The organism is Gemmobacter serpentinus, assembly GCF_008973825.1.
Taxonomy (GTDB): domain Bacteria; phylum Pseudomonadota; class Alphaproteobacteria; order Rhodobacterales; family Rhodobacteraceae; genus Gemmobacter; species Gemmobacter serpentinus.
In genome coordinates this window covers 30,900-52,588 of record NZ_WCHR01000019.1, presented here as the reverse complement: position 1 = coordinate 52,588, position 21,689 = coordinate 30,900, and the positions used below count along the sequence as shown (strand labels likewise).

Below are 21,689 nucleotides of genomic sequence, written 5' to 3'. Positions count from 1 at the left end.
TGCCTCACACCGAAAGATGGCCGGGGATGCGAAGATGGCGGCGCGCGACCTCGACGAAGAGCGGATCGCGTTTGGCGGCCCAGACGGCGGCGATGTGACCGACGGCCCAGATCAGGATGCCTGCAAGCCATAGCTGAAGGCCGAGGCCGACGGCGCCAGCCAGCGTGCCGTTGAGGATCGCGACGGATCGGGGCGCCCCGCCGAGCAGGATCGGCTCGGTCAGGGCGCGGTGAACCGGCACCGCGAAGCCCGGCACGGTATCGAGGGCCTCGAAGCTCACGGCCATCAGACCAGCGCCCCCCCGCCGAAGCTGAAGAACGACAGGAAGAAGCTCGATGCCGCGAAGGCGATGGAGATGCCGAAGACGATCTGGATCAGCCGCCGGAAACCGCCGCCGGTATCGCCGAAGGCCAGTGTCAGGCCCGTGACGATGATGATGATCACCGCCACGATTTTCGCCACTGGACCTTCGACGGATTCGAGGATGGATTGCAGCGGCGCCTCCCAGGGCATGGAGGAGCCGGAGGCCCAGGCCGGGGACGTCATCAGGCTCACCCAGGCGAAGGCCGATGCGGTTGCGATATGGTGGCGGATACGGAAGGCACGACGGATCATGCAGGTTCTCCAGTGTTGTGAGTGGTGTCGGGTTCTGAAAAGGCTGAGGAAATTCGGTAGTCTCCGTCCGGCCCGAGCCCCTCGACGCGGGCAAGCTCGGCAAGGCGGCGGGCGGAACCGCGCCCGGAGAGGACGGCAACAAGGTCGATGGTTTCCGCGATCATCGCGCGCGGCACGGTGACGACCGCTTCCTGGATGAGTTGTTCGAGGCGGCGCAGCGCGCCGATGCCGGAACCGGCATGGATCGTTCCGATCCCTCCGGGGTGGCCGGTGCCCCAGGCTTTGAGCAGGTCCAGAGCTTCGGCCCCACGGACCTCACCGATCGGGATACGGTCGGGGCGCAGGCGCAAGGACGAGCGCACCAGATCGGACAGAGTGGCGACACCATCCTTGGTCCGCATGGCGACCAGATTGGGCGCCGCGCATTGCAACTCGCGGGTATCCTCGATGATTACGACCCGATCCTGCGTATTCGCCACCTCGGCGAGCAGCGCATTGGTCAGCGTGGTCTTGCCGGTGGACGTGCCGCCCGCGACCAGGATGTTCGCGCGCGACTGGACGGCGGCGCGGAGTGCTTCTGCCTGATCCTCGGACATGATGCCGGCCGCCACATAGTCATCGAGGGTGAACACCGCGACGGCGGGTTTGCGGATGGCGAAGGCAGGCGAGGACACCACCGGGGGCAGCAACCCCTCGAAGCGCTCTCCCGATTCCGGCAGCTCCGCCGAGACCCGTGGGCTGCGCGCATGCACTTCGACGCCGACATGGTGGGCCACCAGCCGCACGATGCGCTCGCCATCGGCGGCGGACAGGATCTCGCCGGTATCGGCCAGCCCTTCGGACAGCCGGTCGACCCAGATGCGCCCGTCGGGATTCAGCATGACCTCGACGACAGACGGGTCTTGCAGCAAGGTTGAGATGGCAGGCCCGAGCGCCGTCCGGAGCATACGCGCGCCGCGGTCCACCGTTGCCTGTTTGTGGTTGATGCCTGCCATCTCGTCCCCGTTCCACCGGGGAGGCGAGAGACGATCCCCGGATGGGGATGACTAAAAGAGACCCAAATCGGGTCGTTTCAACAAGTTTCGACCGTCGTAGTAGCGTAGCGCGCAAATACAGGAGAACGGCGGTGACCCCATCTAGGACCAAGCCTGAAAGCAGCGCCTTGGTCCTTGTCAGGTGATTCGGTTCATCGCGCGGCGGTCAGGAGCCAGCTCCGCACATCCGCTGTCGGTTCAGGGTGGCGCGGCTTGCGCGGCGAAACCAGGTAGAAGTCCGAACCGACGCGCAATTCCGTCGCGAAGGGGCGCGCGAGGCGGCCTGCATCAATATCGTCCTGCACGAAGAACAGGCTCGCTAACGCCAGACCCTGACCGGCGACAGCCGCGTCAACGGCGAGCGATGTCTGGTTGAAGCGAATGTTCTTGGCTGAGGCGGTCACGCCACCCGGATAGGCTCGTTCGAGGAACTGTGGCCAGAAATTATGTGCGTCGTGTAGGAGCGCATAGCGCGTGAGATTGTCGTCCTCGTCGGGCGGACCGAGCTTTTCGAGGAGAAGCGGGCTGGCAACTGCGACGATCACCTGCTCGAACAGGAGTTCGGTGTTGAGGCCCGCCCCGAAGGGTGGCCGCCCATAGCGCACGGCGATGTCGACCGCATCCGTCTGGAAGCTGGAAAGCCGATCCGTGGCAAGGATACGAAGGTCTATATCCGGGTGTGTGGCGGTAAAATCTGGCAGGCGCGGGATCAGCCAGCGTGATGCGAAGGTCGGCGTGACGCTGATGGTCAGGTGCCTGGGTTCCGGCTTCAGCATTTCGGTCGCCTCGGCGATCAACTCGAACGCCCGGCGGATATTGGCAACGTAGCTGCGGCCCGCCTCCGTCAAGGCCAGCGTGCGTGGCTGGCGCTCAAACAGCTTCAGCCCGAGTTCGGCTTCCAGCCCGCGAATCTGCTGCGCGACCGCCCCTTGCGTGACGCCCAGCTCCTCGGCCGCGAGCCGGAAGTTGAGATGCCGCGTCACGACCTCGAATACGCGCAGGCCGTTGAGCGAGGGGAGTCGAGGGAAACCTTCCGGCATAGGATAGATTTTCTACAGAGTGATGGGAGTGGAACTGGTTCGTATCCCGTTTCAAAGGATGATACCAATCCATAGTGCCTCCGTATAGGCGGCTTCCACGATCAATTCTCTTTCAGAGGCCACGGATATGACAGTAGAAAAAATCGCAATCATCACGGCTGGCGGTAGTGGAATGGGCGCGGCTGCTGCGCGCCGGCTGGCGGCAGATGGGTTCAAGGTCGCGGTTCTCTCGTCCTCTGGCAAGGGTGAGGCACTGGCACAGGAACTCGGGGGCTTCGGCGTCACGGGCTCGAACCAGTCGAATGACGACTTGAAGCGCCTCGTCGACGGCACCCTTGAGCGTTGGGGACGTATCGACGTGCTGGTCAACAGCGCCGGCCACGGCCCGCGCAAGCAGATCCTCGAAATCACCGACGAGGACTGGCACGCAGGGTTCGACACCTATTTCCTGAACGTCGTGCGGCCGGCTCGGCTCGTCGCTCCGACCATGCAGAAGCAGAAGGGCGGCGTCATTATCAACATCTCGACGGCCTGGGCCTTCGAGCCGAGTGCGATGTTCCCGACCTCGGCCGTTGCTCGTGCCGGGCTCGCATCTTTCACCAAGATCTTCGCCGATACCTATGCGGCCGACAACATCCGCATGAACAACGTGCTGCCCGGCTGGATCGACAGTCTCCCCGCGACCGAGGAGCGCCGCGACGGCGTGCCTTTGAAGCGTTACGGCACCTCCGAGGAAATCGCGGCGACGGTTGCCTTCCTCGCTTCCGATGGCGCGGCCTATATCACTGGCCAGAATATCCGGGTCGACGGCGGCGTCACCCGCGCCGTGTAAGCCCATGAAGAAAACCGCCTGGCTTGCCTTCTGCTTCCTCGGATTCATCTGGGGAAGCAATTTCATCTTCGTCAAATGGGCAGCGGAATACATCACGCCGGCTCAGATCACGCTGCTGCGCGTGGTCTTCGGCTTCCTCCCTGTTTTTCTGTTCGCGCTGTCTCGGGGCGAACTGCGATGGAGCCATGCCCGTCATGTGCATCATTTCGCGGTCATGGCGCTGGTGGCGACCGCGCTTTACTATTTCGCCTTCGCCAAGGGCACGGCCTTGCTGCCGTCGAGCATCGCCGGAATGCTGAGCGGGGCGATCCCGCTCTTCACCTTCGTCTGCGCTTTCCTTTTCCTGCGCGAGGAACGCATCACGGCGACAAAGGCGGTCGGCGTCGCCCTCGGCTTTCTCGGCGTGTTGCTGATCGCGCAGCCGTGGTCGGTCGGTGGCGACATCGAGATGGCAGGGGTCGCCTGGATGATCGCGGGCACCTTCAGCGTCGGTTGCTCCTTCGTCTATGCCAGAAAATTCGTCAGCCCGCTGAAGCTGCCAGCCGCCGCCTTGACGACCTACCAGATCGGCATCGCAATGCTTCTGCTGTTCATGGTGATCCCGGTCGAGGGGATTGGCGCGGTCTTCGCCGACGACCGGGCCTGGATCGGCCTTGTCATCGGTCTTGGCCTCTGCGGAACCGGCCTTGCCTATGTCGCCTATTATCACATCGTCGAAAACCTCGGTGCGCTGGCGGCTTCGAGCGTTACCTACATTCCTCCGGTCGTGGCCCTGGTGATCGGCGTCGTGTTCGTCGGCGAGGCGATCCAGCTGATCGGCTACCTGGCGATGTGCCTCATCCTCGCGGGGGTCGCTCTGCTTCAGTTCGGGTCGCGGAAGGTGGCACCGGAGGTCGAGCCAGATGCCGGTGTCGGCCTTGCTCCTGCCGGAAAAGCACCATGAAGCAGGCATTGCTCCATGATGTCTGGCTGGTGCTGGCCGATGCGGTCAAACAGCGAACGCCCTTTACGCTGATGCAACTCGCGACCGTCGGCGAGGACGGTGCGCCGAAGATCCGAACCATCGTGCTGCGCAGCTTCAACGAGGCATCTACGAGTCTGTCCTTCATCACCGACCTGCGTTCGCCCAAGGTTCGGGAGATCACGGCCAATCCGTGCGTATCGCTTGCCGGCTTCGACAATGAGAGGGTCGTTCAACTGCGCATCGACGGTCGGGCGGAGATCATCGAAGACGAGACGAGGCGGCGGGACTTCTGGAACGCGCTGCGCCCGCATACACATATCCTCTTTCGGTCGGCACTGCCGCCGGGGACAGTGCTGGCCTCGCCGAATGAAATGGAAACCGACGATAGCGATCCGGCGACCGCCTATGCGCGGTTCTGCCTGGTCGAGATCGTCATAAGCCATGTGGAACGATTGGATCTTTCCTCGGAGCCGCACAGGCGATGCAGCTTTAGGCAAGGGCTCCACGGCTGGGAAGGACGCTGGATCGTGCCCTAAGAACGGTTTTGCGATAGTTGTAGCGTTCGCCTCCGTCGCGCCATCGCCGCGAAAAAGCAGTTTACGGGATCGGCATTAATGCAAGCACTCCGCCTGACGATCTATTCGTCCGCTGCCGCTACATCCTCGGTAATCTCCTGCCGCAGCTTCGGTCCCTGTGCGAGGCGTCGGCCGAGCGCAGTGATGAACGCCTCGTATCGCTCGGCCGATTTGGCCTTTGCCGCCTTTGCCGCCGGCTCGGGCAAGGCTGGCGTCGTCATCAGCCAGAAACGAATGAATACCGCCAGGCTCTCGACGGCGATGCCGACATCACGCTCTACCCGCGTCATGCGGCGGTCGATCTGGTCGAGTCGCTTGGCGACGATCGCCTCGCGGCGCTCAGCATCATCCGGCGACACGAAGGATGCGATGGCAGCCTCGGCGATCATGGATTGCGACCGATCCCGGCGTGCGGCGAAGTCGGCCAGCGCCGCAGTGAGGTCTGGATCGAGATAGATCGTGACCTTTGATTTCTTCTTGCGTTGCATCATGGTCCTATAGGTCCATGCCGTCGTTCGGGTCCATGGCAACCTGCCGGGCAATCCCCTGGACCTGCCGGATCATCCGCCGGTTCTGGACAGCCTCCTCGTCGACATCATCGGGCGGGGCGAACTCAAACTCGTTCTCGATGGGCTTTTTCTTCTCCACCGGCTTCACCCGGCTGAGTTCTGGCTGCAAGCGGCGTTCGGATTCGGTCGTATCCTCGTCATCCGTCGTGGGGTTGTCCTCATCCACGGCGGCTTCCGGCCGCGCCGGGAGCGGAAGCGTGGTCCAGTCGTCGGGCCGGGCTCCCTCAGGGCGCTGCAATTCAGGTGGTGACAGAACACGCTCGCGAAACCGGGCGTCCTCGTAGTAGCGCGCCTTCGTCGCCCGGATCGGGGGGATGCCCGCCACCATGACGATCTCCTCATGCGGGGGAAGCTGCATGATCTCGCCCGGCGTCAGCAACTGGCGGGCGGTTTCCGAGCGCGAAACCATGAGGTGCCCGAGCCAGGGCGACAGCCGGTGCCCGGCGTAGTTCTTCATCGCCTTCATCTCGGTAGCAGTGCCGAGCGCGTCCGAGACTCGCTTGGCGGTGCGTTCGTCATTCGTCGCAAAGCTCACCCGCACATGGCAGTTGTCGAGGATAGAGTTGTTCGGGCCATAGGCTTTCTCGATCTGGTTCAGCGACTGCGCGATCAGGAAGCTCTTGAGACCATAGCCCGCCATGAAGGCCAGGGCCGTCTCGAAGAAGTCGAGCCTGCCCAACGCCGGAAACTCGTCGAGCATCAAGAGCAGCCGATGCCGCCCCGTGTTCGCCTGCAGATCCTCGGTCAGGCGGCGGCCGACCTGATTCAGCAGCAGTCGCATCAAGGGCTTGGTGCGGTTGATGTCGGAGGGCGGCACGACGAGGTAGAGCGTGGTCGGCTGATCGCCTCCCACAATGTCGCTGATGCGCCAGTCTGAGCGGCGCGTGACCTCGGCCACGACCGGATCTCGATAGAGGCCGAGAAACGACATCGCCGTCGACAACACGCCGGACCGCTCGTTCTCGGATTTGTTGCGCAGCTCCCGCGCGGCGCTGGCGATGACGGGGTGCGGTCCTGCGTCACCGAGATGCGCGGTTTCCATCATGGCGCGCAGGGTGGAATCCACCGGGCGCTTCGGATCGGAGAGGAATCGTGCCACGCCGGCGAGGGTCTTGTCGGGCTCCGCATAGAGGACATGAAGGATGGCGCCGACGAGGAGCGAATGGCTGGTTTTTTCCCAGTGATTCCTTTTGTCCAACGAGCCTTCGGGGTCGACGAGGATGTCGGCAATGTTCTGGACGTCGCGCACCTCCCACTCGCCGCGGCGCACCTCGAGCAGCGGATTGTAGGCCGAGGACTTTGGGTTGGTTGGGTCGAAGAGCAGCACGCGGCCATGGCGTGCCCGGAAACCCGAGGTAAGCTGCCAGTTCTCGCCCTTGATGTCGTGGACGATGGCCGAGCCGGGCCAGGTCAACAGCGTCGGCACCACCAGGCCGACGCCCTTGCCCGAACGTGTCGGGGCAAAGCACAGCACATGCTCCGGTCCATCATGGCGCAGATACTCGCGATCATACCGGCCAAGGACGACACCATCGGGATCGAGCAGGCCGGCCGCCTTCACCTCGGGTTTCTCCGCCCATCGCGCCGAGCCATAGGTGGCGACGTTCTTCGCCTCGCGCGCGCGCCAGACTGACATGCCGATGGCGACCGCGATGGCGATGAAGCCGCCCGAGGCCGCGATGATCCCGCCCTTGGCGAAGATCGGCGGCGCATAGGCTTCATAGAAATACCACCACCAGAAGAGTGCGGGCGGATAGTAGATCGGGGTGCCGAACAGCTCGAACCAGGGCGGCCCGAGTTGCGCCTGATAGGCAAGGCTCCAGGCGACATATTGGGTGGCGCCCCAGGTGGTGGCGAGGATGATGAGGAAGACGACGCTGATCTGTCCCCAGAGGATCTTGGTGGCGGACATGGGGTTGGTTCCTTTCCGATTGAGGTCAGAGGCCGAGGCCGCGCTTGCGCCCGAAGTCCCAATCGACACCGCCGTCGTCGCGGGCGATGCCGGAGACGTGACGGCCGATCTGCTTCTCAATGGAGGGCGACCAGGGCACGAGCTGGAAGCCGAGGCCATCGTCGATCATGGCGAAGCGGCCTGAGGCGAGCGCGAAGCGCTGGCGATAGGAGCCGGCGACATATTCGCCGCTGGCGGCGCGCTCGAAGGACATGCCGGTCTCGGCCGCGAGCTTCTCGCCGAGACTGTCGAGTTCGCGCCTGCGCAGCGTGTTCAATAGCCGGCGAGCGAAGACGACGCGCCCGCCTTGCCGCTCCGCGAGATCCTCGCCGATCAGATGCTCCGCCCGCTCGTCCAGTGCCTGACGGACCTCGGCGCCGAAGCCGCTATCCGAGAGAGGAACCGGCTCGCGGGCGATGGCCTGGCGGTCGAGCCAGGTCGCGCCCGAGGCCCCCACCTGCGCACCGAGATCAAGATCGGAGCGGACAGCGAGCGCGACGCGGCGCGCACCTTGCGCATCTTCATAGGCGCGCAACTCGACGATTGAGCCGGGCGGGCTGTCACCGGCGGCATCGAGATGAGGGAGCTTGATGTGGTGGGTGCGTCCGTCGACGCCATCGACGACGGCATAGGCCGTGCCCTTCAACTCGTCGTCAAGGCCGCGCTCGACCAGGCGGCCGATGACGGGAACGTCGAGGCTTTCGCCGGCGAGGACATAGCTGGCCGAGCCGCGTTCGATGCCGCGCGCGATCAGGGCACGGTGCATGCGCTTGATGATGTCGCCGCGCTCGCCGAGTTCGCGCAAGACCGTCTCGGCCTCGGGCTTGATGAACCATTGCGAATGGCCGATCTGCCCGGCGACGCCGAGGATTTCGAGGGTGCGCAGCCGCCCGACCTTCAGCGTATGGAACTCGTCCTGCGGTCGGCTGGCGAGCGGGGCAAGATCGACGATGCCGGATTTTCCCGCATCACGGACAAGCTGCCGGTCGAGCTGGGTCCAGCGTTCCGCCTCGATCTGGGCCTCTAGCGCACGGTGAATGTCGAGATCGGTGCGCGGCCCCAGCTCCTGGGTGATGAGATCGCGCGCCCGGTCCCGCATCCCCTCCTTGATGTAGTCGCGGGAGATCACGAGGTCCTGCCCATCGTCGCGAACACCGCGCACGATCAGATGGACATGCGGATGCGCGGTGTTCCAGTGATCGACCGCCACCCAGTCGAGGCGCGTCCCGAGATCCTTTTCCATCTGGCCGACAAGATCGCGCGTGAATGATCGGAGGTCGGAAATATCCGGCGCGTCGTCGGGCGAGACGATGAACCGGAAATGATGCCGGTCATCGCCGCACCGCTCCGCGAAGGCGCGACCATCGGCATCCTCCGTTCCCGGCCCGAACAGCCGTGCCTTCTCGCCATCTCGGGTCACGCCGTCACGGCGGAGATAATCGAGATGCGTTCCGAGCGGCGCGGACCATGCCATGTTGCGCACCACGCGCGCCTTGACGACGGCGCCGCGTGTGCGGGTGGTGATGAGACGATTGGCCTGGACGCTGGCGCGCTGGCCGCGCCCGAAGCGGGAGCGATTGCCGGAAGTCACGCGGCCGGATCGAGAGACGCCACCGCCGGCCTTCTTCGCGGCGGCGAGCGCCTGCGCGATGAAGGGCCGGGTCTGCTGAGCGCGGGTCGAGCGGATGCGCCCCGGCCTTATGCGGAACTCGTGTTCATCGGACATGACACAGCCCCGCACGGTGCAAGACAGTAAGGAAATTCAGGAGGATGGGCGCGAGGCGCACGGTGCGCGAATGCGCGGCACGGTGCGGAACGCGCCGAAAACATGAACAAAAACAACCGACCGACCGAGCCGCACCGTGCGCGCTTTTATCCTGCCATCTTCCGGTCGTGGTGCCTGCCGCCACCCCCCGCGCCCTCCATGACACGCCAGCGGTCGACAGGATGCGAAACCGCACGGAGCCGCTCATGGCTGGTCCTCACCGGCACTGCGAGCGACGAACAGCCCCTCCGGCTGCAAGGCCGTGAGCGTTTCCGGTGCTGCCGGGACGAATGAAGGGGCGTCGCGAGGCGTGGGGTCGGGTGAAGCCGGATCGGAAGCGGTAGCGCCGATTTCTCCCGCCACGAAGATCGCCGCCTCGCGCCAATCGAGCGGTGGAACAACCGACGAGCTGCCCCCCGACGGTCGCTCGCCGAGCAGGATCGGTGTCAGCGCGGCGACGTAGGCGCGTGTCTCGGCCGGAAGCGGACGAGCCGTCGCGCGGTATTCGTCGTAACGGCCGGGACCGGCATTGTAGGCCGCGAGCATCGCGGCCACATTGCCGTAGCGATCCCACATCTCGCGGAGATAGGCCGTGCCCGCGAGGATGTTGTCGCGCGGCTCGAAGGGGTCGCGGCCGAGAGCATGGCGGATGCGCAGATCCGCCCAGGTGTCGGGCATGACCTGCATCAGTCCCATCGCACCGGCGGACGAAATTGCGCGCACGTCGCCCGCGCTCTCAGTGCGCATCACGGCGATGATCCATGTCGTCGGGATGCCGAAGCGTTGCGAGGCTTCCGCAATGTGGGCGTCGTGCGGATGCGCGGCAACCACATGACCGGGCATCGCAGCTTGGGCTAGGACGGGCGGCGTGGTGATGGCTGAAACGAACAGGCCGGAAAGAAGAGAGAGGATGATGCGGCGGCGGACGCCGTATCTCCCGGAGGCGAGACGAATGCAGGAGATGAGCATGGTCATTCCTGCTCGTCGCGCTTCTTTTGGCGGGTCCAGTGCAAGCCCCAGTCGCGTCCGTCCTCGTCCGCCTGGAACAGGCGGGCGCGGATCGGCTGCTGGAAGACGGGATCGTCGAGCAGGACCGAAACGAACGGCCCGGCGCGTTCCCCGGAATGTTTCCAGCCCGCGCCGACTTCCGGTCCGTCCTCGTCGCCGAGGTGGATGCGGTAGGCGGGCGCATTCTCCGCCTCGGCGTTCTCTGCTGGAACGAAGGTCAACTCCGCGTCGAGCGTGAGGGTGCGGACATGCCCGGAATAGCCGGACGGGGTGCGGGTAAATTGGCCGATCTGTGCCATGGGAGGTTTCCTTTGCTATGCGGTGGAGAAGACGCGGGCCGTTCGCACGCCCCGCAGCGGACGCGCCGTCACCGCATCGGCGCGCGCCAGACAAAGCGGCCATCGCCGTCTTCGTCGGTGAAAAGCGGGATCGCGCGGCCGATCACCGCCGAGGCGGGGAACGGGCCGAAATAGCGGCCGTCGAGGCTGTCGCCGACGTCCGGGTTCATCAGGAAGACTTCGCCCTCGGCGATGACGCGGCAGCCCTGCCAGACCGGCAGGTCTCGGCCGAGGCTGTCGCGGTCGCGTGCTTCGCCGAGCGGAACACCATCGACGGCGATGGCGCGGCCGGCGCGGCAGACGCGCTGTCCGGGCAGGCCGATCACGCGCTTCAGAAGCGGCACGTCGCGCGCGACGTAGCCGCGGTCCACCATGTAGGACGCGAACGGCTCAGGTGGCATGACGGCGACCAGATCGGGCATCTCGATCCGATCAGCGGGCGCGACGGTGTAGAACCCGATCGGCACGCTGGCCGATGCGTTCCAGAGCAGCCTTGGCGCGGTCGGAACGAATCCGGCGATGGCGATCCCCAGCGTGGCCGCCGCCGTCACCATGACATAGCGAAAGCGCGTCATGGGGCGATCTCCCGGCGCCGGAGCCATGCCTGATGGCGCTCGGCGGTGTAAGGACGCGGCGCTTCGCCTGCGTTCATCCAGTGGGCGACATGCCGCCAGTGATCGGGATCGACCTGGGCGGGATCGACGCCAATGGCCTCGATCCCGTCGACATGGCGAAGGACGGCCTCAACCTTCGGCCAGCCTTCGATCTTCAGCAGGATTTCGCCGCCCGGACGGACGAAGGGCAGCGTCTGATAGGATTCGCCCGGCGCAACCGCGCGCAGGATGTCGAGGCGCGAAATGATCGTGCCGTGGTCGTTCGCCGCCCAGCGGACGAACGCGAACACCGAACCAGGACCGAAAGAAACGACGCGCCGGTTGCGGTCGAGGATCTGCGTTCCCGCCTCATGGCCGAACCTGATCCAGTATTCGGTCCTGCCCTCCACCCAGGTCAGTTCCACGCGGGTCAGATCGCCATCATGGGCATCGATACCGATCATGGGCGGTCTCCCGCTGTGTCGGGAAACTCGCGCGCAAGCAGGTCACGCAGCATGTCCGCGACGGTGGTGCCGCGCCCGAACGCGGCGATCTTGATCCGCCCGCGAAGCTCGGGCGTGATGTCGATCGTCAGCCGGGCGGAATGGGCGGCTGCGGCGCCATCGCGCGCTGGCCGTCCATCGCCAGCCTTGATCCAGCCATCGGGATCGGCTGGGCGCGTAGCGAAGCCGCGCTTGTCCGTGCCGGCCGTCATGACGGGGCTCCGTCATGGAACGGCAGCACGGTGGCGATGCGGGCGCGGGCGAGATCGGCCATGTCGGCGTCGATCTCGCAGCCGAGATAGCTCCGGCCGGAAAGCCGACAGGCTTCCCCGGCTGCGCCGGAACCGGCGAACCAGTCACCGACAAGTCCGCCTTCCGGGCAGCTCGTGCGGATCAGGATTTCCAGGAGCGCCGACGGTTTCTCGGTCGGATGGATGGCGCGGCCGTGGCAGTTGCGCAGGTAGATGACCGAGCGCATGAGGCGCGGTCCGCCGTCATGGCTAATGTAATGGCCGGCGTCGATCTGGCCGGTATGGGGTGGACGCTGCTTGCGCCGCACCGTGCGGGCCGTTGCGTCGGGCGTGGTCTGGACGTCGTTGTAGATGTCGCGCCAGGCGGTCTCTGCCGGATAGAACTGGACGGCCAGCTCATGCACCCGCTTGAAGCGATCATTGTGAAAGCCGGTGCCGTTCTGCTTCTCCCAGATCACCTCCTGCGCGATGCGCAGACCCGCATTGGCGAAGTGGTCGGCGGTCGCCATGAAGGAACGAAGTGAACCGAAAACCCAGAGCGAGCCGGTCGGCTTGAGGGCGGCGCGCGCCAGCGCGACCCAGCCCTCGACGCGCCGGTCCCAGGCGAGCGAGGTGTCGCCATAGGGCGGATCGGCGAGGATCATGTCGTAGGGAGCGTGCCAGGGCATTTCTTCGCGGCAGTCGCCGGTCAGGATGGTCATTGGCCGACCCTCCCGATGCCCAGCCGCGCAATCTCATCGGTGAGCGCTGCGACTTCACGCGCGGCAGGAGATTGGCGGTCGATCTCGCCTGCGAGACGACCTGACTGTGCAGCGTCGGCGAAGACGACGCGCTGCCCGACAGTGGTGGCAAGGACGGGCGGGTCGTGATCTGCAAGGCTTTCGGCCGTTTCGCGGGCGATGACGGTGCGCGCGCCGCAGCGGTTGAGCGCGAAGCGGGCGACGAGTTGGGGCCGATAGATGCGGGCCTCTGCGAGGAGGGCCAGCATTTCGGCCGAGGCCCAGCCATCGAGGGGCGACGGCTGCACCGGGATCAGCACCAGGTCGGCGGCGAGGAGCGCGGAGCGCATGAGGCTGGCGACACGCGGCGGTCCGTCGATGACGACGTGATCGACATCGCGGGCGATCTCCGGTGCCTCGCGGTGCAGTGTGTCCCGTGCGAGGCCGACGGTGCCGAACAGTCGAGGCAGGCCCTCGCGTGCGCGTTGCTGTGACCAGTCGAGCGCCGAACCCTGCGGGTCGGCATCGAGAAGTGTGACGCGCTTTCCGCCCTGCGCCAGTTCTCCGGCGAGATGCAGCGCCAGCGTGGTCTTGCCGACACCGCCCTTCTGGTTGAGGAGTGCGATGATCATTGGCCGCCTCCCGGCAAGTCGAGAGGAAGGCGGGGTGTGTCGGAACCTTCGGAAGCCTCGGTTCCGCCGGGCTGAGGGGCCGGCTGGGAAGCGCGTGGCGTGGCAGATGCGCCGTTCCTAGCGGCTCTGCTGAGGCTTCTGGCGGTGTCGCGGATGAGGTTTTCCACATCGCGCACGCGCTCTTCAAGGTTAGAGTCTTTGTTAGACTCTAAGTTAAGGGCGCGATTTTGCGAGTGGTCTTCGGGCGTTAAGCCCGATTTCGGTTCCCGATAGCACGAGCCTTGGGTTCCCGATAGCACGATAGTCCGGGTTCCCGATAGCACGAGGCCATTCACAGGTTTTCCACAGGCCGGTGTCGGCTCGAAGGCGAGCAGCATGCGCCCGCCGATCTCGGCTTCCAGAAAGAGCCGGTAGCCCGGCAAGGGCTGGCGTCGGATGATGTCGCGCAACTCAAAAGCGAAGCGTTTGAATGGCGACATGCTGCCGGACTTCTGATGGAGGTGGCGGAAGTCGAAGCGCCAACCCTCACGCTGGCGGCCGCCGTGCTTACGCACTAGGCGGTAGAGCCATCGGTCGAGTCCGCCGGTCAGGTCGAAATAGGTCCGGTCGATGGTCAGCACGAGCGCGTCGTCGAGGACGGCCTGATAGAACCAGTCCGGCACGATCATCTCGATACCATCGGGGCGGCCGTTGCGGTCGGTGCGCTCCTGCCATTCGTTGATCCAGGAGAAGCGATGCCGGCGGCCTTCAGCTGGTTGCCGGATCGAGGTGGAAATGGTGGTCGATTGCAGCCGGTCGAGTGCGGCCTTCAGGCGCTGGTAGTCGCGCAGCGACGTGCCGCGCCCGACATAGGTGAGGATTTCGTAAGGCGTGGCGGCCATCAGCCGGGACGTCCGAAGCCCGGTATCACGGGCTTCGACGATCTGGCTGGCGGCCCAGATCAGGATGTCCGCATCCCAGATCGTCGCCATGCCATGATCGGGGACCGCCTCGACCCGGATCGTCACATTGCCGGCGGCGAAGTCGATGGGCGCGACACGTTTTGACTTGCCGAGGGAGAAGAAGGGATAGGCCATGAGATCCTGCGCGTCTCGTGGCGCGAAGTCGCCGGGGAGCGCCCTGAACAGGTCGAGCTGCCCGCGCTCGGAAAGGGATCGACGTCGCGCCACCATGAAGGGAACTGGGTGCGATCAGCGGGCGGAGCGCCCGACCTGCGGGCCGGTCGGAAGGGCGTGGCGCTTGGCGGGCAGCACGGAGCCACGGGGATCGGAGGTGGAGGTTACCGCACCGCGCTCGGTCCAGGCTTCGAGATCGTCGATGGCATAGACAACCCGGCCGCCGAGCTTGCGATAGGCAGGGCCGGTCCCGTAGGTGCGGTGTTTTTCGAGCGTCCGGGCCGAAAGGCTGAGAAAATCCGCAGCCTCCTTGGTGCGCAGGAAGCGCGGCGGCAAAACGACGGGTTCATGTGGCATGATCGGGCCTCCGGGCTGTTGGGAACGGCCACTGCGAGTCAGCGGCGGGACAACGACCACGGTGGCGGAGGGAGGCCGGCGAGTTGCAGGGCGAAGTTGATGGGTATCGAAATCGCCCACCAGCCCAGGCGTCGAACTACGCTAGCGTTGGCGACGATGACGCAGGAGTTTTCGATAGCCGCCCGCGACCATGGAATGGGCGTCGCGCAGAAGCGCCTTGATCGTGTGGCGGGCCGAAGACGCCTGCCATTCATCGCGGTCGAGCGGCCCGATCTTCAGGATGACTTGCGCGATTTCCTGCTGTGTGGCGCCCGCCCTGTGTCCGTCAAAGGCGCGAAGCATCCGTCGCAGGCGTATGCGCTGCTGCCGGGTCAGCCGCGTATCGGGAGGAATGGCGCGGCCATGTAGGGCGGAGAGGAAGCGGCGGACGGCTTCGATCCGGTCGAAGCCGTCCAGGCCGAGCGGAACGATGGCGACGGCGATCCTGTCGTCGCCGGCCGTGCAGTCGAGGATCTGCAGATGCTGTCCGTTGCCAATATCGAGCCGGTAGTCCTCATCCGTAGGTTGCGAGCGAGGATGGGCGCGCCAGATCACGGTAGCTGCGAGACCGATTTGCTCGTCAAATTCCGATGGCGCGTTCGCCAGTATGACGACGCTCGTGTCCTCCTGCGGAAGCCATAATACCTTGGCGTCAGGTGGCGCAGCCAGCGGATCGACGGGGAAATCGGAGTCCCCACCGCTGCCGGATTCGTTCGGTCAGCGGTTCGGGATCTCCCTGGCCAGAGGCCGATGCCTCAAAATCAGCGTCATAGGCATCGTTGCGGCGGAGCCACTCCCAAGCCAGATCGGATGGCGTCAGCACATCCAGATGCTCGTAGTCTGCCGAAGAACGCCAGGTAGATGCGTTGGGTGTCATCGGAGCCTCCCACGTCACAGCTCAGGAAGTTGGAGAGACTCTACGATTCCCGTTCGGGTTGAATTGAGGAAGCTGGGTCGGGATCAACAGGTGATGCGTCCCGCGCATCGCTATGATGTTCGGTGCTGACTTTCGCGGACCAGTTCGCGATAGCCGCGCTCGGTCATCCAACGCGCTCGTGCGAGATGCGCGTCATGAACGCGGCGGCTACGCTCGGGATCACGCTCTGGATCGAGATTGAAGAGGATTCGAACCGCTTCGCGCCAGTCGGCGCCATCGCGCGCTGCGTCGAGCAGGCGCATATAGAGCTTCATGTGTTCTCGATCATATGGTGTCAGCGTTTGGCTGGACGGTGGTTCGTCAAGAAATGTCTGTGTCGCTTGTCCCATCAGTCGCTCACGATCGGATAACGTATTTGTTAACCATCTCCGGCGGGAGATAGCCATTCTTTTTATGGGCAACGGGTCAATGCGCAGGCCACGACGCTAACCCGGCGTCGGGCTCCGCTCGTGCAGGAGCAAGACGCCTTCGCCCTTATCCGTTGACAGGAAAACGATGCCGGCCGCTTCGAGAGCGCGGCGAACCTGATCGCGAGTCGTCTCGAACACCTCAAGCCCATTTTGGGATTCGAGGCGTTTGAGTGCGGTCAATGCGACCTGGGCCTTGTCAGCGAGCGTCTCCTGTGTCCAACCCAGCAACGCGCGTGCGGCCCGTGATTGGCGAGCGGTGATCATACATGATCACCTCCCACCGAGACCTGCACGCACTCCAGAACTACGACTATAATAGTCGCTCTGCCTTCAAATTCCACTCGAAATTCGGCTGGAATCGTCGTGATCAACCTCGCAGTGGCGGGATAGGCAGCCATCTGATTCGGTCGGACATACGACAGCGTATCGGCGCGGCCAGAATGGCCTGGCCCAGGGAGAGGAGGATGGGTTTGGGAAGGAGGGCGAGGGAACCGTCGCCTCCTTCCCATGGGAGGGTTCAAGGGAGGGGCTTCAGCCCTTCCCTTGGGGAGGATGTTTGAAGGAGGGGGCTTGCCCCTTCCTTCATGGGAGAGCGTTGAGAGGGGCGTGCCCCTTTCATCAGCCCTGCGGGCCGGTCGATCCGGCCGGCAGGGCTTTGACGACGAAGCAAAGACGAGAGGCGGCTTTCGCCGCCTCTCGTCGAAGGGTCAGTCGGTATCCGGTCCCCAGAGCGGATTGCTCTCCGGGTCCTCGATGTGCCCGTAGTCCGGTTCGAAACCGCGAACCACAGCCCCGATCTCGTGACCGCCGATGCTCGTGCGCCCCTGCGCAACGAGGATGCTCACCGCAGTCGGATCGGCCTCGATGGCCCAGATCGCGTCCTCCATATCGTCGTGGGGACCGAGGTTTTCGATGGGGATAACGTCGCCATCCTCGTCGTAGCCGCCGTGCAGATACATCGGCGCCTCGGCCAGACGCTTTGCGGCAAGCTCGGCATCGCGGATAAGCCCGAAAGCCTGCTTGCGATCGCGCCAGTATTCGGCGCTGCCCCCGTCGATACGGATGATCTTTTGTTCGGTCATGTCATGCTCCTTTCTCTCGCTGACGGGAGGGTCGGGCACCGTAGCCGCGAGGGGTCAGGGATCGCGCAGCGACCGCCAGCGGCGGCGAGCGGGGGAGCCGATTTTCTGACGATGCCCTTGGGTATCGGCTGAAAATTGGGGGGACCGTGAAGTCCTTGACGCCGGAGTGGCTGGTGCATGATCCGAAGTCAGAGAGAGAAGAGCCCGCGGCCCCGACTAGGGGCCGCGACAATATTCGGTGGAACCGAAGGGGAGGTTTGGAGGGGTTTCCCCTCCATGGGTGGGGGAGTTTGAGGGGGCGGGGCTTTGCCCTGCACCTTCATGGGGTGAGTTTGAGAGGGGCGGCTTGCCCCCCTTTCATAAGCCCTGCCGAGCGGTCGATCCGGTCGGTATGGCTATTACGACAGGGGAAAAGGTGGCGAGCGGCTTCCGCCGCCCGCCACCTCGCTATCGGTATCGGTATCGGAAGTTGCTGACCGGGCGCTCGTAGATCTCGGGGTCGAGTTGCCCCGCGCCATCGGGGCCAATGCTGGCATCGCAGAGATAGGTGGTGAAGCGGATACCTGTCTGGGCAGCGATCTGCCGGAGGATGGGACCAAGGCCGGACAGATGCTTGTCCTCGACGGTCATCCATTCCGGGATCGGGCCATTGCACCACATGGCCGCAACGGGGTGGTGGTATCCGCCGAAGTCCGGGTCACCATCGACGGCATCCAGCAGATGCCAAGGATAGAACCCCCGGCCGCCGGATTCGAGATCGCCCATGCAGTCGCCGAGGGTCTGTTCAAGGGACTCGCGCACCGTCGGATCGCTTTCGTTCCGTAGCCGCCGCTGGACCTTTGCGCCCTCGCGGCAAGTCTTGAGATGGCCGTTGAGGGCAAGAAGCAGCTTTTCATGGAGGGACTGCGAAAAGCGAGTGTCGCACCTGAAGTAGTTCTTGCGCACCCTGGTTCTGATGCGGCCAAGCTTTCTTGAGAGATTGAGGAAATCGAGATCAGACATTTGTTTCTCCTTTCGTTCTGACGGGAGGAGCCTGCACTGTTGCCGCGAGGGGTCAGGGATCGCGTAAGCCGACCGCCAGCGGCGGCGAGTGGTGGAGCCGATTTTCTGACGATGTTCTTGGGCGTCGGCTGAAAATTGGGGGACCGCGAAGTCCTTGACGCCGGAGTGGCTGGTGCATGATCCGAAGTCAGAGAGAGAGGAGCCCGCGGCCCCGACCAGGGGTCGCGACATTATTCAGCGCAACGCCAAAGGGGAGGTTTGGAGGGGTCTCCCCTCCATGGGTAGGGAGTTGGAGGGGGCGGGGCGTAGCCCTGCACCTTCATGGGGCGAGTTTGAGAGGGGCGGCTTGCCCCCTACTCATTCGGGGAGCATCGGACCAAAAAGTGGTTTCCTGTTTTTGGAAATGATCCGATTCTCCGGCAAGGAAATCGGAGCGCCGGGCGCGAAGGCGCATGGCGTTCCGGTGGGGAATCTTGCGCTGAGCCGGCGGGCGCGACCCACCGTAAACATGGAAGGCCCGGCGGCTTGCGCCGCCGGGCCTCTGGCTTCCCGCTCAGAACGGGATGTCATCGTCGTCGATGAACTTGCCGTCGTCGTTCTCGGTCTGCTTCGCCCGGCTCAGGAAATCGACGGTCTCGGCGATGATCTCGCAGCCGTAGCGGTCGTTGCCCTCCGCATCCTTCCACTTCGTGTAGTGGATGCGGCCGCGAACCAGAACCTTCATGCCCGTGTCGCAATACTGCTGGACCGTCTTGCCGAGGCCGTTGAAGCAGGTGATGCGGTGCCATTCCGTGTCCTGAACCCGATAGCCCTTCTCGTCACGGACCACGCGGCCTTCCGAGTATTTGGGGCGCGACGTGGCGAGGCTGAAGTGGGTGATCGAGGTGCCGCCCTGGGTGGTGCGGGTTTCGGGGGCCTGACCGATGTTGCCGGCGAGGATGACGATGTTCTGCATTGTAAGTCTCCGTTGCTCCTCGGAGGGACCATCCCTCCGACGAGACCCGGCCAAGGCCGTCGGGAGACTCCCGCAACTGCCGCCCTTGCGGCAGCTCGCCCCTAAGGCCCGGAGTGGGGCGGGCAGCCGCGCTCGCGCGGCAACACGGTCCGGAGCCGCCGGGGTTGCTGGTGGAAACCGAACGGACTTAGGGGATCAGTCAGTCGGAGGGATTGGTGCCTTCGAGAGCCAATCGGGGACGCGCAGCAGAACTGGCATCCCTGCCGGTAGCAGCAGCGTGCTGGCCCTTGGAACCCGTATCCATGCCACCGGGCATCCCGATCTAACCCACTTCCCCGTCATGTTCACGCCCCGCTGGAAGGCTGTGTGGCCCGTGACGAGAAGGGCTATCGGGTCTGGAGCGCGGAACCGGCATCGCATCACCTGCATCAATGGCACGAGGTCAGGTCCGGCAGTATTGCGGCAAGGGTTTGAAGGTGATTGCGGCTGTGTTCACGAAATGAAGTGGAAGGATGCGGCTGGCCATCGACTGCACGGCGTCAGCGGGATTCACGCCGATGACCGGCTTCCAGAGCCGGGCAAAGCAGGTCGAGAAAGACGGCAGCGTGACCGCGATGACATGATTTCCTATTCTGAGCAGGAAGCCCGGAGCCCGGTGGTCCAGCCGTCGGGTTTCCATGAGACTGCGGGATCGCGCGCGCCGGCTCAGCGCGAGAACACCGACTCGCCGAGCGCGTTCAGATTGATGATGGCCGAGACGCCGATGACCAGGCCGCCCACGCCGCCCAGAAGGTTGAGCGCGAGGGTCGAGTCTATGGCGTTCTTCGTGACGCCATAGACGAGCGCGTAGCCAGCTATGACGGCGGGCACCGCGAAGAGGGCAAGCGCGATGAGGCGAAGAACAGGGTTCTTGGCAAAGCCCAGGACCGCGATCACCAAGACGATGGACAGCAGGGCCGCACCGAGCGCAGCGAAACCGGACATCAGGACGCCGGCTCCCGCGCCCCACGCGTATTGCGCGGCAGTAATGGCCGACATGACGGGCAAAGCGTAGATCGCGAGATTGTAGGCGATCACGCAGGCCGTGATGGTCAAAGAGATGGCGAGCAGGATCAACGTCATGGAAACCTCCAGCGAACGGTTGAGGATCACGACAGGCTGCCGGGAGATGCGCTCCGCCTGCGACTATTCTGCTTCGCCGGTTCTACAAGGATGCTCCAATAGAGGCTCGACCTCGCTTCCTGTCAAGGTTTGGCGGCTGAAAGCCGCCGAACGGCGGCGCTTACGCGCCGCCGTCGAACTTCATGACCGGGATGCCGAGCTTGCGGGCCTTGTCGGCGAGATTCTCCTGAATCCCGGTGCCGGGGAAGACGAGGATGCCGACCGGCAGCACATCCAGCATCGCGTCGTTGCGCTTGAAGGGTGCGGCCTTGCCGTGCTTCGTCCAGTCGGGCCGGAAGGCGACCTGCGGCACCTTGCGGTGGTCTGCCCAGCGGGAGGCGATCAGTTCCGCGCCTTTCGGGGTGCCGCCGTGCAGCAAGACCATCTCCGGGTGCTTGGCATGGACCTGATCGAGCCGCCCCCAGATCAGCCGGTGATCGTTGAAACCGGCGCCGCCGGTCACGGCCACCTTGGGACCGGCAGGCAGCATCACCTCGGTCTCGGCGCGGCGTTTCGCGGCAAGGAAGTCGCGGCTGTCGATCATCGCGGCGGTCAGGTTGCGATGGTTGACCATCGAGCCGCTGCGCGGCCGCCAGGCGCTGCCGGTGTGGTGTTCGAAAGCCTCGGCGGCGAGATCGCGGAAGAGTTCCATGCTGTTGCGCCGTTCGATGAGGGTCTGTCCCTCTGCCGTGAGGCGTTCGAGTTCGACCGACTTCACCTCGCTGCCGTCCTGTTCCCGCTGCATCCGGCGCTGCGCCTGCTCGTTGTCGTCGAGATCGCGTTCCACCCGGCTGGCGGCGCGGTGAAAGAGATTGACCGTCCCCCAGAGCAGCTCTTCGAGATCGGGCTCTAAGCGGGTGTCGCCGAGCGTCGCGACGAGGGCGTCGAAGATGTCGGTGACGGCACTGGCGACGGTATTGCCTTCGGGCAGCGGCCTGGGATCGGGTTCGTCCTGGAAAGGACGCCAGCCGTAGAGCTGGAGTTCGGTGAGGGCGTGATCGGTCTGGGAGGAGGTGTGGACCGGCTCGTCGCCTGCGGAATAGGTTTCGTTCGTCATCGGGAGCGTCCTTTGTCTGGAGACCGCGCCCATCGCGGCCTTCGCAGGCGTCGACGCGCACGGGCGGGACGGGTTGGCAGCCCTCGCCCACTCCGCGAGGGCCTCGATGGCCGGGTTCGGACTATTTTGACTTTCGCGATGCAAAGGCGGGGCTCGTCCCCGCCGGCGGAAAATAGTCCGAAAGC

28 protein-coding genes are annotated in these 21,689 nt (G+C 64.8%); 3 read left to right on the top strand and 25 right to left on the bottom strand.

The genetic code is table 11. The features are described 5' to 3' along the window. Positions 1-4: 4 nt before the first annotated feature. The 4 genes from GBJ34_RS12660 to gcvA form a co-directional block, all read right to left on the bottom strand. On the bottom strand, positions 5-286 hold the full coding sequence (locus GBJ34_RS12660) for a VirB3 family type IV secretion system protein (RefSeq protein ID WP_080620506.1): 282 nt from the start codon (positions 284-286) through the stop codon (positions 5-7). Further along, entirely contained in the window at positions 286-615 is a 330-nt protein-coding gene (locus GBJ34_RS12655) for a TrbC/VirB2 family protein (RefSeq protein ID WP_028710779.1), read from the bottom strand. The genes GBJ34_RS12660 and GBJ34_RS12655 overlap by 1 nt, the downstream gene beginning before the upstream one ends. Continuing rightward, complete coding sequence (trbB, locus tag GBJ34_RS12650; RefSeq protein WP_425274181.1) at positions 612-1,562, bottom strand: P-type conjugative transfer ATPase TrbB; 951 nt, start codon at positions 1,560-1,562, stop codon at positions 612-614. Before trbB ends, GBJ34_RS12655 begins: the two co-directional genes overlap by 4 nt. A 239-nt stretch (positions 1,563-1,801) precedes the next feature. Then, entirely contained in the window at positions 1,802-2,689 is an 888-nt protein-coding gene (gene gcvA, locus GBJ34_RS12645) for a transcriptional regulator GcvA (RefSeq protein ID WP_080620504.1), read from the bottom strand. A gap of 127 nt (positions 2,690-2,816) precedes the next feature. Between gcvA and GBJ34_RS12640 the strand changes: the two genes are divergently transcribed. Genes GBJ34_RS12640 through GBJ34_RS12630 form a run of 3 tightly spaced genes read left to right on the top strand, consistent with a single transcriptional unit; the run spans position 2,817 to position 5,021 of the window. Then, entirely contained in the window at positions 2,817-3,521 is a 705-nt protein-coding gene (locus GBJ34_RS12640) for an SDR family oxidoreductase (protein ID WP_080620503.1), read from the top strand. A gap of 4 nt (positions 3,522-3,525) precedes the next feature. Continuing rightward, positions 3,526-4,464 carry a DMT family transporter gene (locus tag GBJ34_RS12635; RefSeq protein ID WP_080620502.1) on the top strand — a complete coding sequence of 313 codons (939 nt, stop codon included), beginning with the start codon at positions 3,526-3,528 and terminating at the stop codon, positions 4,462-4,464. After that, positions 4,461-5,021, top strand: coding sequence for a pyridoxamine 5'-phosphate oxidase family protein (locus GBJ34_RS12630; protein ID WP_080620501.1), 561 nt, complete (start codon positions 4,461-4,463; stop codon positions 5,019-5,021). Before GBJ34_RS12635 ends, GBJ34_RS12630 begins: the two co-directional genes overlap by 4 nt. Before the next feature lie 101 nt (positions 5,022-5,122). Here GBJ34_RS12630 and GBJ34_RS12625 read toward each other — a convergent pair whose 3' ends face one another. From GBJ34_RS12625 to GBJ34_RS12525, 21 genes are all read right to left on the bottom strand, one after another. Further along, a complete protein-coding gene (locus GBJ34_RS12625) occupies positions 5,123-5,551 on the bottom strand; it encodes a ribbon-helix-helix protein, CopG family (protein WP_080620500.1) in 429 nt (142 codons plus the stop codon). 4 nt (positions 5,552-5,555) lie between these two features. After that, positions 5,556-7,541, bottom strand: a complete 1,986-nt coding sequence (locus tag GBJ34_RS12620) for a conjugal transfer protein TraG (protein WP_089389005.1) — start codon at positions 7,539-7,541, stop codon at positions 5,556-5,558. 25 nt (positions 7,542-7,566) lie between these two features. Then, positions 7,567-9,306 (bottom strand): relaxase/mobilization nuclease domain-containing protein, encoded by a 1,740-nt coding sequence (locus tag GBJ34_RS12615; RefSeq protein ID WP_080620499.1) that lies wholly within the window; start codon positions 9,304-9,306, stop codon positions 7,567-7,569. Between the two features lie 243 nt (positions 9,307-9,549). Further along, positions 9,550-10,314, bottom strand: coding sequence for a lytic transglycosylase domain-containing protein (locus GBJ34_RS12610; protein WP_080622748.1), 765 nt, complete (start codon positions 10,312-10,314; stop codon positions 9,550-9,552). Positions 10,315-10,316: 2 nt separating this feature from the next. Further along, positions 10,317-10,652: a DUF736 domain-containing protein gene (locus GBJ34_RS12605; protein ID WP_080620498.1), complete on the bottom strand. Its 336-nt coding sequence runs from the start codon at positions 10,650-10,652 to the stop codon at positions 10,317-10,319. A gap of 68 nt (positions 10,653-10,720) precedes the next feature. Next, positions 10,721-11,266 (bottom strand): S26 family signal peptidase, encoded by a 546-nt coding sequence (locus tag GBJ34_RS12600; protein ID WP_080620497.1) that lies wholly within the window; start codon positions 11,264-11,266, stop codon positions 10,721-10,723. Continuing rightward, on the bottom strand, positions 11,263-11,748 hold the full coding sequence (locus GBJ34_RS12595) for a DUF2840 domain-containing protein (RefSeq protein ID WP_080620496.1): 486 nt from the start codon (positions 11,746-11,748) through the stop codon (positions 11,263-11,265). Before GBJ34_RS12595 ends, GBJ34_RS12600 begins: the two co-directional genes overlap by 4 nt. Next, positions 11,745-11,999 carry a ribbon-helix-helix protein gene (locus tag GBJ34_RS12590; RefSeq protein WP_080620495.1) on the bottom strand — a complete coding sequence of 85 codons (255 nt, stop codon included), beginning with the start codon at positions 11,997-11,999 and terminating at the stop codon, positions 11,745-11,747. Before GBJ34_RS12590 ends, GBJ34_RS12595 begins: the two co-directional genes overlap by 4 nt. Then, entirely contained in the window at positions 11,996-12,739 is a 744-nt protein-coding gene (locus GBJ34_RS12585) for a DNA-methyltransferase (RefSeq protein ID WP_080620494.1), read from the bottom strand. The genes GBJ34_RS12590 and GBJ34_RS12585 overlap by 4 nt, the downstream gene beginning before the upstream one ends. Next, on the bottom strand, positions 12,736-13,389 hold the full coding sequence (parA, locus tag GBJ34_RS12580) for a ParA family partition ATPase (protein WP_080620493.1): 654 nt from the start codon (positions 13,387-13,389) through the stop codon (positions 12,736-12,738). The genes GBJ34_RS12585 and parA overlap by 4 nt, the downstream gene beginning before the upstream one ends. Continuing rightward, the gene (locus GBJ34_RS12575) at positions 13,386-14,465 is read right to left on the bottom strand and encodes a replication initiator protein A (protein ID WP_230382923.1); all 1,080 of its coding nucleotides are present in this window, start codon (positions 14,463-14,465) and stop codon (positions 13,386-13,388) included. The genes parA and GBJ34_RS12575 overlap by 4 nt, the downstream gene beginning before the upstream one ends. A gap of 114 nt (positions 14,466-14,579) precedes the next feature. After that, positions 14,580-14,861, bottom strand: a complete 282-nt coding sequence (locus tag GBJ34_RS12570) for a helix-turn-helix transcriptional regulator (protein ID WP_080620491.1) — start codon at positions 14,859-14,861, stop codon at positions 14,580-14,582. Positions 14,862-15,002: 141 nt separating this feature from the next. Beyond that, positions 15,003-15,455 carry a DUF2285 domain-containing protein gene (locus GBJ34_RS12565; protein WP_226341155.1) on the bottom strand — a complete coding sequence of 151 codons (453 nt, stop codon included), beginning with the start codon at positions 15,453-15,455 and terminating at the stop codon, positions 15,003-15,005. A gap of 97 nt (positions 15,456-15,552) precedes the next feature. Then, on the bottom strand, positions 15,553-15,777 hold the full coding sequence (locus tag GBJ34_RS20790; protein WP_080620489.1) for a transcriptional regulator domain-containing protein: 225 nt from the start codon (positions 15,775-15,777) through the stop codon (positions 15,553-15,555). A gap of 110 nt (positions 15,778-15,887) precedes the next feature. Continuing rightward, complete coding sequence (locus tag GBJ34_RS12555) at positions 15,888-16,166, bottom strand: DNA -binding domain-containing protein (RefSeq protein ID WP_080620488.1); 279 nt, start codon at positions 16,164-16,166, stop codon at positions 15,888-15,890. Positions 16,167-16,262: 96 nt separating this feature from the next. Continuing rightward, positions 16,263-16,511: a helix-turn-helix domain-containing protein gene (locus GBJ34_RS12550; RefSeq protein WP_080620487.1), complete on the bottom strand. Its 249-nt coding sequence runs from the start codon at positions 16,509-16,511 to the stop codon at positions 16,263-16,265. Positions 16,512-16,954: 443 nt separating this feature from the next. Continuing rightward, positions 16,955-17,329 carry a hypothetical protein gene (locus GBJ34_RS12545; RefSeq protein ID WP_080620486.1) on the bottom strand — a complete coding sequence of 125 codons (375 nt, stop codon included), beginning with the start codon at positions 17,327-17,329 and terminating at the stop codon, positions 16,955-16,957. A gap of 447 nt (positions 17,330-17,776) precedes the next feature. Then, complete coding sequence (locus tag GBJ34_RS12540) at positions 17,777-18,331, bottom strand: hypothetical protein (protein ID WP_080620485.1); 555 nt, start codon at positions 18,329-18,331, stop codon at positions 17,777-17,779. Between the two features lie 553 nt (positions 18,332-18,884). Continuing rightward, complete coding sequence (locus GBJ34_RS12535) at positions 18,885-19,286, bottom strand: single-stranded DNA-binding protein (protein ID WP_080620484.1); 402 nt, start codon at positions 19,284-19,286, stop codon at positions 18,885-18,887. A gap of 705 nt (positions 19,287-19,991) precedes the next feature. Continuing rightward, complete coding sequence (locus GBJ34_RS12530; RefSeq protein WP_080622747.1) at positions 19,992-20,408, bottom strand: hypothetical protein; 417 nt, start codon at positions 20,406-20,408, stop codon at positions 19,992-19,994. A gap of 160 nt (positions 20,409-20,568) precedes the next feature. Further along, positions 20,569-21,504, bottom strand: a complete 936-nt coding sequence (locus GBJ34_RS12525) for a DUF2493 domain-containing protein (RefSeq protein ID WP_080620483.1) — start codon at positions 21,502-21,504, stop codon at positions 20,569-20,571. Between the last annotated feature and the right edge of the window lie 185 nt (positions 21,505-21,689).

Bases quoted from the DNA above. Each gene is read 5' to 3' on its own strand.
- GBJ34_RS12655 (WP_028710779.1), bottom strand. From the start codon at position 615: ATGATCCGTCGTGCCTTCCGTATCCGCCACCATATCGCAACCGCATCG.
- GBJ34_RS12550 (WP_080620487.1), bottom strand. From the start codon at position 16,511: ATGATCACCGCTCGCCAATCACGGGCCGCACGCGCGTTGCTGGGTTGG.
- GBJ34_RS12640 (WP_080620503.1), top strand. From the start codon at position 2,817: ATGACAGTAGAAAAAATCGCAATCATCACGGCTGGCGGTAGTGGAATG.
- GBJ34_RS12610 (WP_080622748.1), bottom strand. From the start codon at position 10,314: ATGCTCATCTCCTGCATTCGTCTCGCCTCCGGGAGATACGGCGTCCGC.
- GBJ34_RS12530 (WP_080622747.1), bottom strand. From the start codon at position 20,408: ATGACGTTGATCCTGCTCGCCATCTCTTTGACCATCACGGCCTGCGTG.
- GBJ34_RS12660 (WP_080620506.1), bottom strand. From the start codon at position 286: ATGGCCGTGAGCTTCGAGGCCCTCGATACCGTGCCGGGCTTCGCGGTG.
- GBJ34_RS12625 (WP_080620500.1), bottom strand. From the start codon at position 5,551: ATGATGCAACGCAAGAAGAAATCAAAGGTCACGATCTATCTCGATCCA.
- GBJ34_RS12595 (WP_080620496.1), bottom strand. From the start codon at position 11,748: ATGATCGGTATCGATGCCCATGATGGCGATCTGACCCGCGTGGAACTG.
- gcvA (WP_080620504.1), bottom strand. From the start codon at position 2,689: ATGCCGGAAGGTTTCCCTCGACTCCCCTCGCTCAACGGCCTGCGCGTA.
- GBJ34_RS12525 (WP_080620483.1), bottom strand. From the start codon at position 21,504: ATGACGAACGAAACCTATTCCGCAGGCGACGAGCCGGTCCACACCTCC.
- trbB (WP_425274181.1), bottom strand. From the start codon at position 1,562: ATGCTCCGGACGGCGCTCGGGCCTGCCATCTCAACCTTGCTGCAAGAC.
- GBJ34_RS12585 (WP_080620494.1), bottom strand. From the start codon at position 12,739: ATGACCATCCTGACCGGCGACTGCCGCGAAGAAATGCCCTGGCACGCT.
- GBJ34_RS12535 (WP_080620484.1), bottom strand. From the start codon at position 19,286: ATGCAGAACATCGTCATCCTCGCCGGCAACATCGGTCAGGCCCCCGAA.
- GBJ34_RS12615 (WP_080620499.1), bottom strand. From the start codon at position 9,306: ATGTCCGATGAACACGAGTTCCGCATAAGGCCGGGGCGCATCCGCTCG.
- GBJ34_RS12545 (WP_080620486.1), bottom strand. From the start codon at position 17,329: ATGACCGAACAAAAGATCATCCGTATCGACGGGGGCAGCGCCGAATAC.
- GBJ34_RS12635 (WP_080620502.1), top strand. From the start codon at position 3,526: ATGAAGAAAACCGCCTGGCTTGCCTTCTGCTTCCTCGGATTCATCTGG.
- GBJ34_RS12570 (WP_080620491.1), bottom strand. From the start codon at position 14,861: ATGCCACATGAACCCGTCGTTTTGCCGCCGCGCTTCCTGCGCACCAAG.
- GBJ34_RS12555 (WP_080620488.1), bottom strand. From the start codon at position 16,166: ATGGGACAAGCGACACAGACATTTCTTGACGAACCACCGTCCAGCCAA.
- GBJ34_RS12600 (WP_080620497.1), bottom strand. From the start codon at position 11,266: ATGACGCGCTTTCGCTATGTCATGGTGACGGCGGCGGCCACGCTGGGG.
- GBJ34_RS20790 (WP_080620489.1), bottom strand. From the start codon at position 15,777: ATGACACCCAACGCATCTACCTGGCGTTCTTCGGCAGACTACGAGCAT.
- GBJ34_RS12630 (WP_080620501.1), top strand. From the start codon at position 4,461: ATGAAGCAGGCATTGCTCCATGATGTCTGGCTGGTGCTGGCCGATGCG.
- GBJ34_RS12620 (WP_089389005.1), bottom strand. From the start codon at position 7,541: ATGTCCGCCACCAAGATCCTCTGGGGACAGATCAGCGTCGTCTTCCTC.
- GBJ34_RS12575 (WP_230382923.1), bottom strand. From the start codon at position 14,465: ATGGCCTATCCCTTCTTCTCCCTCGGCAAGTCAAAACGTGTCGCGCCC.
- GBJ34_RS12540 (WP_080620485.1), bottom strand. From the start codon at position 18,331: ATGTCTGATCTCGATTTCCTCAATCTCTCAAGAAAGCTTGGCCGCATC.
- GBJ34_RS12605 (WP_080620498.1), bottom strand. From the start codon at position 10,652: ATGGCACAGATCGGCCAATTTACCCGCACCCCGTCCGGCTATTCCGGG.
- parA (WP_080620493.1), bottom strand. From the start codon at position 13,389: ATGATCATCGCACTCCTCAACCAGAAGGGCGGTGTCGGCAAGACCACG.
- GBJ34_RS12590 (WP_080620495.1), bottom strand. From the start codon at position 11,999: ATGACGGCCGGCACGGACAAGCGCGGCTTCGCTACGCGCCCAGCCGAT.